This is a genomic window from Mucilaginibacter sp. (genome assembly GCF_036383575.1).
Classification (GTDB): domain Bacteria; phylum Bacteroidota; class Bacteroidia; order Sphingobacteriales; family Sphingobacteriaceae; genus Mucilaginibacter.
Map to the genome: position 1 here is coordinate 1 of NZ_DASVOB010000802.1, position 12755 is coordinate 12755.

Annotated in this window: 8 protein-coding genes and 1 pseudogene; 2 read left to right on the forward strand and 7 right to left on the reverse strand. The window is 43.0% G+C overall.

Annotation, left to right across the window (positions count from 1 at the left end):
• The 7 genes and pseudogenes from VF500_RS28585 to VF500_RS28615 all read right to left on the reverse strand — a co-directional run.
• Positions 1 to 350: pseudogene (locus VF500_RS28585) on the reverse strand (hypothetical protein); the annotation flags it as partial.
• A 56-nt stretch (positions 351 to 406) separates the two neighbouring features.
• Positions 407 to 3727, reverse strand: coding sequence for a TonB-dependent receptor (locus VF500_RS28590; RefSeq protein WP_330862919.1), 3321 nt, complete (start codon positions 3725 to 3727; stop codon positions 407 to 409).
• A gap of 270 nt (positions 3728 to 3997) precedes the next feature.
• Positions 3998 to 5155: a FecR family protein gene (locus tag VF500_RS28595; protein ID WP_330862920.1), complete on the reverse strand. Its 1158-nt coding sequence runs from the start codon at positions 5153 to 5155 to the stop codon at positions 3998 to 4000.
• Positions 5156 to 5514: 359 nt separating this feature from the next.
• On the reverse strand, positions 5515 to 6096 hold the full coding sequence (locus VF500_RS28600) for an RNA polymerase sigma-70 factor (RefSeq protein ID WP_330862921.1): 582 nt from the start codon (positions 6094 to 6096) through the stop codon (positions 5515 to 5517).
• 270 nt (positions 6097 to 6366) lie between these two features.
• The gene (locus VF500_RS28605) at positions 6367 to 6990 is read right to left on the reverse strand and encodes an alpha/beta hydrolase (protein ID WP_330862922.1); all 624 of its coding nucleotides are present in this window, start codon (positions 6988 to 6990) and stop codon (positions 6367 to 6369) included.
• An 8-nt stretch (positions 6991 to 6998) separates the two neighbouring features.
• On the reverse strand, positions 6999 to 7934 hold the full coding sequence (locus tag VF500_RS28610; protein WP_330862923.1) for a ring-cleaving dioxygenase: 936 nt from the start codon (positions 7932 to 7934) through the stop codon (positions 6999 to 7001).
• A gap of 151 nt (positions 7935 to 8085) precedes the next feature.
• Complete coding sequence (locus VF500_RS28615; RefSeq protein ID WP_330862924.1) at positions 8086 to 8250, reverse strand: hypothetical protein; 165 nt, start codon at positions 8248 to 8250, stop codon at positions 8086 to 8088.
• Positions 8251 to 8650: 400 nt separating this feature from the next.
• On the opposite strand from VF500_RS28615, the gene VF500_RS28620 reads away from it, so the two are divergent.
• On the forward strand, positions 8651 to 10900 hold the full coding sequence (locus VF500_RS28620) for a glycoside hydrolase family 20 protein (protein ID WP_330862925.1): 2250 nt from the start codon (positions 8651 to 8653) through the stop codon (positions 10898 to 10900).
• Positions 10901 to 11144: 244 nt separating this feature from the next.
• Entirely contained in the window at positions 11145 to 12566 is a 1422-nt protein-coding gene (locus tag VF500_RS28625; protein ID WP_330862926.1) for a serine/threonine-protein kinase, read from the forward strand.
• The last annotated feature ends 189 nt before the right edge of the window (positions 12567 to 12755 follow it).

The following is a 12755-nucleotide window of genomic DNA, read 5'->3' on the forward strand; positions in this document are numbered from 1 at the left end:
CACCGGCCAATACTTGTATAGCAAGCGTTAAAGAAAGACTCTACAATACCGTTGTTATTCAACTCCCTGAATTCATCTATTTCTTCGTTACCTGTACCCGAACGATCATTAGGGTCATACTCGTATGATGTGTTATCAGACCGCATTTCAGCCATGGCCCAAAATGAACCATTATATAAGCCCTGGAGCGGGGCATATGCACCATTGGTAGCCTGAATAAACTGGGCTTTGGTTTTAAAAAAGGTGATACCATTTTGAGTATTGGTAGGCTGAAGACTCAAGTAATCCTTTTTACAGCCATTTAAAACAGCGATGCCTACAAAAATAAATAGGTATATATATTTTTTCATGCTTTCAGTTGTTAAAGTTTGAACTTATCAATTGATCCGTTAAAAGCTTTTGTACTTTAAAATGTTACGTTACAGCCCAATGTATAAACAGCCGAAACCGGGTAACCTGTAAAGTTTACATTTGGCGAAAGCGAACGATTGCCATCCTGCCCTTCAATACCTACTTCAGGGCTTCCGCCTTTGTAACCTGTTATCAGGATAGCGTTCTGGACACTAAAATAAACCCTGAAATTCTTACTGAATTTGGTTTTGAAGTTGTATCCAAGATCGATGTTTTTAACCATCAGGTACGAGTTACTTTCAACCCAATATGACGGATAATAATCACGTGCAAGGTTAGTGTTTGATACCGTTGTTGGCAATATGCCTGCCCCCGGTTGCTGAGGCGACCTCCAGCGTTGTATTACCGATTGTTCAACATTAAACACCCCGTCAAGATTGGTAGTAAACTGTTTGTACATGTCAAACACGTGCCCGCCAACCGAACCGGCCGAGATGATATTCATATCAAACCCTTTGTATGATAAGTGATTGTTAAAACCAAAAGTAAACTTAGGCCATGGGTTACCGATAGGTACCTGGTCGTGCCCGTCAATTACACCATCGTTATTGACATCTTTATACCTGATATTACCAACCTGCTCTCCATCAAAATGAGGATATTTATCAAGTTCGGCCTGGCTTTGGAAGATCCCTTGAAAGATGTAACCGTAAAATTGCCCCAATGGTAACCCCGCCTGCGTTATGCTGGTAGGGTTATCATTAATTGGTGCATCATATATGTAGGGTGTAGGGCCCAAACTAATTACCTTGTTACGATTGAATGAAATATTCATATCGGTACTCCAGTTAAATCCCTTACCAACAATATTTTTGGTAGTAAGGGTGAATTCCCAGCCCCGGTTACGCACATTGCCCACATTTGTTAAGGCACCGCTATAACCGGAAACTATTGGTACGCCGATAAATTGAAGCATCCGTTCGGTAAACCGGTTATAATACTCAGCGATTAGATAAACACGGCCTTTAAACAAAGAAATATCAACACCCAAATCAAACTGTTTAGTGGTTTCCCAGCCCAGCTCCTGGTTACCAAGATCTGTTAAAGACTTGCCCGGCGCGAGCGCGCCGCCGAACGTATAATTGGTATCGTCAACCTGCGATACCCACATATAACTGGCTACATTGTTGTTACCGGCATGGCCGTAACTGCCTGAAAACTTAACCTGGTCGATAAAAGACGTTTTAGGAAAGAACGACTCATCCGAAATACGCCATCCACCAGAAACTGATGGGAATGTGCCCCACCTGTGGCCGGGCGCAAACCTTGATGAACCATCGCGGCGGATAGATGCGCTTAACAGATATCTGTCTTTATAAGCGTAATTAACCCTCCCTATTACTGATAACAGTCTCCATTCCTCGTCAATTGTGCTTGTAGTAACAGTGGTCGCCGAACTTAATGATTGAATTGCGTCGTCAGGAAAATTGGTACCATATGTTAAGCGGTAACGGTTGGTTTCCTGCTGGATCGAATAATCGCCTAAAACGGTCAGCGTATGATTGCCCCACGTTTTTTTGTAGGTAGCCGAGTTTTCGCTAAGCCAGTTAAAGGTGTTTGATGAGTTAAATGAACCAACTGCTTTTACCTGTGTACCATCACGGTTGGGTGCATTAAAGCCTCCCAAAAATGATGGGCGAAAATAATCGCCATTGCTATTTTGATAATCAACACCAAAGGTTGACCTTAACGTAAGTCCGTCAATTACCTTCCACTCTGCATACGCATTTGCCAGTGTACGGAACTGCTTATACATATTTGTGGTGTTGATCAGGGCGCTTACCGGGTTCACATTCTGGAATGTACCAGGCGAGCCAATTACATTGGTGTAAGAGCCATCGGGTTGTTTTACCGGACTAAGCGGGCTTTCGAGATACGCCTGGCTTAATGCTGCTGAAAGAAAGTGACCATCCGTTTGCTGCAGGTTGCGCAAGCTGTATGTAGGCGCTATACTCAAACCAACAGTAACATTTTTTGCCACATCGGCATCCATCGTACCTTTTAACGAGTAGCGCTGAAACCCGGTATTAAGCACAGTTCCGCGCTGGTCAAAATAGCCCATTGAAAACAATGAGCGGGCTTTTTCAGTACCGTTAGAAACTGTTACATCATAGTTTTGCATTGGGGCTGCACGCGTTACGGCATCAAACCAATCGGTTCCCTTACCTAAAGCAGCCGGGTTTTTATATGCGTCAGGGATCGGCGTGTCGGTTCCGTTCACTTTATTAGCGTCCTGTATAGCTTCTGTACGCCACTGCGCAAATTCAGTAGCAGTCATCATTTTTAGCTTGCTTTGTGATAATATGCTCTGCACGCCCGTAGATGTATTTACGGTTACGCTCGATTCCCCTTTTTTCGCCCGTTTCGTAGTGATCAATATAACGCCGTTTGATCCACGTGAACCATAGATAGCCGTAGAAGCTGCATCTTTTAGCACGCTGATATTTTCGATATCATCAGGATTAATGGTACTTAAAGGGTTTGAATACTGATCAAAGCCCGGTGAGATCGGAAAACCATCTATTACATACAGCGGATCATCTCCTGCACCTACCGAACCTGCACCGCGAATATTAACGGATACACCGCCACCCGGAGTACCCGTTACCTGGTTTACGGTAACGCCTGCAAGCTGGCCCGCCAATTTCAGGTCGAGACTTGCCGCTTTGATCTCTTTAATATTGGCCATTTTTACCGAACCAACAGCTCCTGTTACGTCTTTACGCTCCTGGTTACCGTAGCCTACAACCACTACTTCTTTTAACTCCTTATTATCCTCCTGAAGAACAACGTTTATGGAGGTTCGCTTATTTACCGGTTCTTCTTTGGTTTGGAAACCTATAAATGCGAATACAAGCGTACTGTTGTCTTCGGCTGTGAGGGAGTATTTGCCATCAATATTGGTAACCGCTCCTAAGTTGGTACCCTTTACGCGGACGTTAACACCCGGCAAGGGCTGGTTTTTATCATCTGTAACCGTACCGCTTATAGTAACGGGCGCTGGTGCCGCATCTGTAGCAACATCTTTTTTATTTACGATGATATTTTTATTGTCGATGACGTACGTTAATGGCTCATCTTTAAAGCATTGCAACAAGGCCTCCTGCAGGGTGGCGTTAGTTAATGATAAATTAACCGGTTTGGTTTTGGATATATCCTTATACCTGTAAAAAAAATAGTAGCCGCTTTGCTTCTCAATTGCTTTAAAAGCTTTATTAAGTGCTATCCCTCTCTCATTGAGGGTTATAGACTGTGAAAAACTTTTAGCGCTTAGCTGCAGGCAGCCGATAGTTAGTAATAAGACGGTTAATCTCATCGTCAAAAACAGTTTTGAATGTGTACCAAAGGCACTAAATACTTTACCAGTAAAGTTTAAATGCATAACTTCGTGATGTTTGGGTTAAAAAAATCTGTTATTGAAAAGTCAGGAAAGCTTGATCCAATTCATTATGCCGGAAGCGTTGCAGCGCTTCCGGCTTTTCTTTCATTTGGATAAGGGAACTTAGGTTGGAATATTTTGAGAGGTTTTCGTCAGTGTTTCTTCATAGATTTGGGTTTAGCAGTTAAAAATCAGTTGCCGGTTATTTTAAGGGGTAACAATTATCTTTTTGTTCTCTATCCTAAAACGCACATGGCTTAATTCAAGAATGTGCAATACCTGCGATAGTTTCACATCCCTGCTGATCTTACCTACAAACTCATCATCAGGTATTTTACCTTCGTACATTACATCGGTACCATACCACCTCGAAAGCTGCTTCATAATATCTTGTATGCTTACCCGGTCAAATTCAAAGAAGCCGTTTTTCCAGGCTACTGCTTCGTCCGTATCAACATCAATAATTTTAATGCCTTTATCATTTATAACACTCTGCTGGCCGGGTTTCAACATATTAGTTACATTACCGTGCGTTAAACGTACCAATCCTTCAATCAGGGTAGTTTTAACAGCGGCCTCATCATTATAGGCCATGATATTGAAATGCGTGCCCAATACAGCCACATTAATATCTTTAACCTTTACATTAAAAGGTTTCGCTTTATTTTTAGCTACTTCAAAATAGCCTTCACCGGTAAGCTCTACATCGCGCTCGCTACCAGTGAATGCCGTTGGGAATTTCAGAGATGAGGCCGAATTGAGCCATACTCTTGAGCCATCGGGCAATACAACCTGGTACTGGCCACCTATGGGCGTACTGATGGAGTTATATGCAACAGGTCCATTTTGCTGATCTTTAGCGTCAGTATAAACCACCTGGCCATCCTGCGTTTTATTTATACTAACACTGCCAGCCTGATTTAGCAAACCGATCTTGGCCGAATCCAAAATTAATTTGGTACCATTGGCAAGGGTTAAAACCGCCCGGTTATCACCTGGATCAACATCATGCTTTACAACAGCCTTGTTTAGGGCGGCTAATTGTTTCTGCTCATGTTTGTTATACCAATGATAAATAGCGGTACCCGATACGGCCAATAGTATAACTGCAGCAGCAACATTTCTGAAAAAGTGAAGCTTTACAACTTTTTGGCCTTTGTTAAACACCGGCTCGGCTATTGCCTGCCTGATGTTGCTTAACATGCGGTCTTCCAGTTCCTGCTTTACACCAATTATTTTTTCGTCCCATTCGTCGGCATCGCCCTGGAAGCTTTCAAAAAAATTCAACAACTGTTCCTTCTCCTCAGCAGTAGCCTGCCCGGCAAGGTATTTATCTATCAGTTGTAAAAATTCTTGCTTTTGCACAAATATGGTTTTGATAGGGAGAGTAAAAAAGGAGGGGTATCCCCTACTCCGAAATGAAAAAAAATAAAATATTTTTTTTAAGAGGTTTTAACAAACCAGTTGCACCTTAAAATCAACTATTAAATCCCAAACGAGTAAATAGTTGTTTAAAAACAATCAGACTATTTAATTATCCAATAGAGTTTTCATTGCCGTTGGTTTTAACCAACGGAATATAGCATAGCGATAAGAGGGCTTCAGCCCAAACCCGCTTGCATAATTGGGCTAAAGCCAAAACTTTTCGACTTTTTTTACCGTTGGTTAAAACCAACGGCAATGAATTTTGCATTGTTAAACAGCTGCTAAGATTTTATTTAATGTTATTTATCTAAAAGAAACATCAATGCTTCCAAAATAAAAGCTGTCCCTAATGAGCCGCGCAGTTCGCGAAGTGCTTTGGTTAAGTGATTTTCGACAGTTTTGGTGGAGATATTTAATTGCAGCGCTATTTCCTTATGGCTAAGGCACTCTTCACGGCTCAGTTTATAAACTTCCCGGCATTTTTCGGGTAGGGTATCAATTACCTGGCTTATCTGCAATAAAAGTTCTTTATGCTCAATGCTGTTATGGGTAGCTGGGGTGTGCAGGCGCTCTATCAGGTCGTCAAAGATTTCGCTTTTTACCGCCCCCGTTCGAATTTGCCGGTAAACACCATAACGTACCGATGCATACAGATATGCTTTTAACGATATAGAGATCTCTACTTCGGCCCGGCAATCCCAAAGCTTGATAAACAGCTCCTGGATAATATCCTCGCATGCCTGTCTGTCTTTTAAGATATTATAAGCTGCCTTAAAAAGCGATTGCCAATATCTCCTGTAAATCATGGTAAGCGCCGCTTCATCATCAGCCTTTAGCCGGCCAATGAGCTGCATATCGCTCATCACAATTTTATCGGACATAGTTTATCAATTAAGTTATCAGAAAAACCAAGGCTAAAATTACTTAAATATTAATTTAATATATTTAAAAAGTAAAAATAGGCTTACTCACTAATTATTAAACACTTAGTCATGTTTTTTGATTGTTAAATGTTAATATAAAATAAGGCAAAGGTTATCTAAAACTGCACACAATATCCCATTTGTTACACAACGGTTAAAGACAAAGCAAAAAAGAGCCGCCCCTCCGGGCAGCTCCTCCACTCTTAAAACACTCAACTTTGAAAACAATCAATTCTTCAATATCTCATTTGCCAACACTATTTCTTCGTGCGATATAGTATGCTGGCGACCTCTATAGATCTTAAGGGTAACATCTGCGTTCAATTCCTTTAATATTTCAACACTGTCATTAACCCTGCTAACCGGTACGTGCGGATCAGGATCGCCGGTGGTGATCAGTACCGGGGTATTGTTAAAATCACCTTTATAGTTTCCCTTTACCAGTTGCTCTCCTATTAATCCGCCGGTGAAAGCGATAATCCCCCCGTACCTCCCAGCGTTGCGGCCGGTATATTCAAGTGTTAAACATGCGCCCTGCGAAAACCCAAGCAAGTAGATATTTTCCTGTGTTATTCCTTTTTGTTTAAGATCATCAACCAATTCGCCAATTACTTCAAGGGCCGAATCCAATGCCGGTTGATTATTTTGAACCGGCGCCATGAAGCTGTAAGGATACCAGCTATGCTCGGCAGCCTGCGGCGCAACAATAGCGAAGCCATCTAATTCAAGATGATCTTTAAGTGAGATGATCCCGCTTGCCGATGCCCCGCGGCCATGCAGCATGATGATAGCTTTTTTGGCCTGTTCGGCGGGAACTCCCGCCGAAACAACCTGTTTTGTGTGCCTGTACATCTATCTGGTTAAACTAATGATGGTAATGCTTTTTCCAACTCGCTACGCAGGTTTTCATACTGTGCAGGTAATTTTAAGCCTGTGCCCAATAATTCGGCCGGTTCATCAACCGCAAAGCCAGGGTTATCAGTTGCTATCTCAAACAAAACACCACCCGGTTCGCGGAAGTATAATGAGTAGAAATAGTTCCTGTCTATTTTATCGGTGATATGCAAACCAAGGCTTGCTATTTTTTCGCGGTATTCCATCAACACTTTTTCGTTTGGCACGCGAAATGCTACGTGGTGAACAGAACCACCTGCTACATGCCCGGCAACTTCTCCCGGTACTTCAACAAGATCAACTATGGCCGCGTTTTCAACTGCATCGGTAATAAACCTATAGCGATTAACGTGCTGCTCTAACAGACGATAGCCTAAAACACCGGTTAATATTTTGGCAGTAGCCTCAATTTTGTTTGATGTAATGGTAATGCTGTGGAAACCTTTGGTAGCGTTGACAGCGGTTACTTCGGCTGTTTCCCATGGAGTACGGTTATCGGCAGTTTTTGGGACGATAAGCTCAAACTTTAATCCATCAGGATCAAGGAAAGTAAGATACTGCTCGCCAAATTTTTCGGCCGGTTTGTTGTAGATCACATTGTTATCTTCAAACCTTTTCAACCAAAAATCAAGACTGCCTTCTGGTACCGAATAACCAATTTCAGTTACCTGACGTGCGCCGCGCCTGCCGGCTGTTATACCTTCCCAGGGGAAGAAAGTAAGGATAGAGCCGGGAGTACCATTTCCATCGCCGTAATATAAGTGATAGGTACCGGGATCGTCAAAGTTTATAGTTTTTTTAACCAACCTTAAGCCCAATACACGGGTATAAAAATCATAGTTCTTTTTAGCATTCCCAGCAATTGCAGTGATGTGGTGAATGCCGTTTATAGTGTTTTCCATTGTGTTCCTTGTTTTAAATCGTTTAATACTTGCTGTGTTATTATGATTCAAAATTACGGTCAAAATAGCCCGCGGCACTTGATGTAGGATAAGAAAAACGAGGGTAGTGTTTTTTATTGAGATGGCAAAGGTTTTCATTTAAGGAGACCTGTCAGTCTGAGCTTGTCGAAGACTCGCGCGCAGAGGCCTGCCCACTATACTTCGACAAGCTACCCATGGCATAATTTAAAAAACCTGTCATCCTGAGGTACGAAGGATCTTCTTCAACAAGCATAGCAGCTATACAGGGCAAAGAAGATGCTTCGTACCTACCCATGACATAATTTAAACAGGGGGGATGCTGAGCCTGTCGAAGCGTGGTGGGCAGGCCTCTGCGCGCGACCCTTCGACAGGCTCAGGGTGACAGGCCCTCTTTGGTTAATGTCATTTCACATTCAGAGTTCGCCGGATTTAAACACTCAGCATGACAAAGGGGCAAACGTCATTTCCCCTTAAAGTCCCTGAATTTTACCTACTCAGTATGCCCTCCTTTTTTACTTGTCATTGAAGAACTAAGCACCCGCTTCGATCTTCATAACGGCACGGGTTGTCGGAAAAGACAACAATTTCTTTATCCACCTTTCCCTAAAAAAAGTATATTCGGCTTTACATTTACTTTGATGGTCAGTTATTTCCCACTCCCGGCTAAATCCATAAAAATTGCAGTCTTAATTTTAATGTGCGTTGCTTTTGCTTTTTCAGGCAGGGCGCAGATCTCAACTACTGGCATTGTACCCCAACCGGTAAACGCAAACTATGGTACCGGAACTTATGTTTTTTTTGAATATAGCATAGGCGTAGGCGACGGCATTAGCACAGATAACCTTATATTTTTTAAAAGCTATTTCCGCTCGTTAACCGGCAGGGATTTGAAGATAGGCACATCGGCACTTCCATTGTATGATATCAGGTTATCGCTTGATGCTAAAAACATCCGGAAATCTGAAGGGTACAAATTAACGGTCACAACTAACGGAATAACTATTAAGGCACATGACGAGGCTGGTGTGTTTTACGGGCTGCAATCACTGCTGCAATTGGTTAAATTTAAAAATGGAAAAGCCACAGTACCTTTCTGCAACGTCTCCGATTACCCCCGTTTTACCTACCGCGGGATGCATTTAGATGTAAGCCGTCATTTTTTCAAACCTGAAACCATCAAAAAATGGATAGACCTGCTGGCGCTATATAAGATCAATACCTTCCATTGGCACCTTACCGATGACCAGGGCTGGCGCATCGAAATCAAAAAATATCCTTTGCTGCAAAGCATTTCGGCTTACCGCGATGAAACCATCATCGGCCATAAAAAAGATAGTCCGCATAAGTTTGATGGTACACGTTATGGCGGTTACTATACCCAGGACGAAGTTAAGGAAATTGTAAAATATGCCACTCAACGGCATATCACCGTGATCCCTGAAATTGAAATGCCCGGCCATGCTTTGGCGGCCTTGGCTGCTTACCCCCAACTGGGTTGCACCGGCGGGCCTTATAAAACCGCTACCTATTGGGGGATTTTTGATGATGTGTATTGCGCGGGGAACGATGAAACTTTTAGCTTTTTACAAAATGTGATGGACGAGGTGCTGCCGCTGTTTCCTTCAAAATACATCCATATCGGCGGCGACGAATGTCCTAAAACCAAATGGAAAACCTGCCCTAAATGTCAAAAACGGATCAAGGATGAACATCTGAAGGATGAAAAAGAGCTGCAAAGCTATTTCATCGGCAGGATGGAAAAATACCTGAACAGCAAAGGCAGGCAAATCATAGGCTGGGATGAGATATTGGAAGGCGGACTTACCCCTGGCGCAACCGTAATGAGCTGGACAGGTGAGGAAGGCGGCATTGCCGCTGCCAAGCAGCACCACAATGCTATCATGACACCCGAAAAGTATGTGTATTTAGATTATTACCAGTCACTTTCCCCTGCCGAGCCATTAGCCGGCGGCGGGTACACCCCATTAAGTAAGGTCTATAATTATGAGCCAATAACTAATGAGCTCAGCGGCGATGAAGCCAAATATATAAAAGGTGTACAAGCCAATGCCTGGAGCGAATACATGGCCAGCCCTGCACAAGCAGAGCGGCAATTATTCCCGCGAATGCTGGCTTTGGCCGAGGTAGCCTGGAGCCCGAAGGAAAACAAAAACTATCCTGGCTTTTTAAAACGCCTGCGATATCAGCAGCCATTGCTCAAAAAGCTGAATATAAACGCCGCTGATGTATTTGATGAGATCACCGATAAGGTTACGGAAACTGCCGACCACCAGGTTGCGTTAAGTCTGCAAACAACATTGCCCGGCAGCAAAATTTATTATACAAATGATGGCAGTACGCCGGGTTCAAACAGCAAAACTTATACAAGTGCAATTACAATAACGTCATCAGGCACTATTAAAGCCGCCGTTTTCAGTAACGGCAAACAGCATGGACGCGTTTATGAAAAATCATTTACCATTCATAAGGGTATAGGCAAAACAGTAACACTTAAAAACCAGCCGCAGGGTGGCTTTAATCCCGGTAACACCTTTGGTTTGGTGAACGGAATCTTCGGCAGCAAGCTTTATAATGATGGTCAATGGTATGGTTTCAGCGGAGATGACCTGGAAGCGGTGGTTGACCTTGGTTCTGCGCAAAGCGTCTCGCAATTAGGTATCAATGTATTAAAATACCACTGGCAAAAAATGTGGGAACCAACATTGCTTGCCTTTGAGGTATCAACAGATGGAAGCAATTATACCGAAGTTTACCGCCAAACTGATTTCCCGGATAATGGTATCAACGCGGTAAGGGCAAACATCAAAACACAACAGGCAAGGTATATCAGGGTAAAAGCAACCAACAAAGGCATTATCCCGCCTGGCGAATATATTCCGGGCGCAAAAGCATGGCTGATGGTGGATGAGATAATTATAAACTGAACCATGATTGTCTGAACTCGAATTTATTGAATTGTGGGAATTTATTGAATTTACTAAGCATTCTGTCTATTCTTTTAATTCAATAAATTCGAGTTCAGACAGAATTCATTATCAGCGTAATCAACGAAATTACCGTAATCAGCGGTTATTTTTTTATATTTTTATACCAAACACTAATGCCTGCGTTATGTTGAGTAAAATGTTTAATATTTGTCACTAATACTGATACCCCACGTATAACTCAATGAGCAAAGTATTTACTATTACCGAAGGTTTGGAAAACATGGGGGCTTTACGAACGGGCGGTCAGGGCTCTGTTTATAAAGGCCGGCGTTATGGGCCCATTATCACAGCGGTAAAACTCCTGCCCACACCTATTCACACCGAAAGCACCGACGATAAAAATTTTCGCAACTTCCAGAACGAGGTTGAGAAGCTAAAAAAGGTAAACGAAGAACCTAACCCCAATGTGGTTAAGATCCTTAATTCGGGCATTACCGAAAGTGGTTCGTTCCCGTTTATCGAAATGGAATATATTGATGGCCCCGATCTGGAAGATCTCCTGAAACCACCTCACGAGGCCATCTTCAGCATTAAAGAGGTTATCAAACTGGCCGATCAGCTGGCAAATGCACTATCGCACTGTCACAAAGTATCGGTGAAGCATGGCGACATCAAGAGCAATAACGTAAAATTCAACGTACATACTGGTAACTACGTACTGCTTGATTTTGGTCTTTCGGCTATGTCTGATGACCAGCGCCGCACCAGTATCCGTCATGCCGGGGCTATCGAATTTATGGCGCCCGAGCAAAACGAAGGCTTGATGTATTTCCAAACAGATGTATACAGCTACGGCATCATCCTGTATGAATTAATTGGCGGACAGGTTCCCTTCCCTTTAAAAGATAACGGCGAAACTGCCCGTAACGCGGTAATGCTGGCCCATATGGAATCAGAAATTCCGGATGTAATGGAGCTGCGCCGCAAAAACCTGCCCGAAAGCTGGTCGGACGAACAAAAGGAGATGCAAATGCAGGTGCCTGCCTGGTTGCTGAAAGTGGTAGCTAAATGTTTACAAAAAGATATCACTAACCGATATACCAACGGTATCGAACTACAGGAAGCTCTGATGCAGGGCAGTATCGGTGCTATCAGCCCGACGCATCCCGATGAATCTTGGAACACGGAAGTTTTATTGAAGGAAAACGAACGCCTGCAAGGCCTGGTGCTGTATTACCAGGAAAACGAAAACAAGCAACCTGCACAGGTAGTTAACACAGCACCCGTTGATCCCAAAGCGGTACGGATGTCAAAGCCTATCTTCATCATGTTCATGATATTGCTTTGCGGTTTCACGGTGTTTTCGGCAGTGGTGATGGATAAGTTTGGCGGGCGCATTTATCATGGCGTGGTGAACAGGTTATTTAAACCTGCAAAAAAGCCCGCTGATTCTGCTGCTACAAAGGTCATTCTACCCGCAAAAAAAGACTCGGTTGAGACCAAGCCCAGTGATTTCAGGGACGAAAGCAATATCCCGCCAGAAGTTGATTCGGCTGCCGATTCGATATTGCGTAATATACAACGTGCAAAACAACAAAAAGAAGATACCCAATTTTATCGCGACAGTGTGAAGAAAGCGGATACTTCTAACTTAAACTTTTAATGATTTAGCAGATACGAAATGGAACCTAAATCAACATTTTGGAAACGGATTGGCCTTCAGGACTGGTTTTTACCCAACGGTAAACCTTTAAATGCGGAGGCCGTAAAAATAAAAGCGCTTACGCCGGATGATGTGTATTTGTACATCATCGAAAAATTCAAAGAGTCGATCAAACAGCTTTCGTTTGCT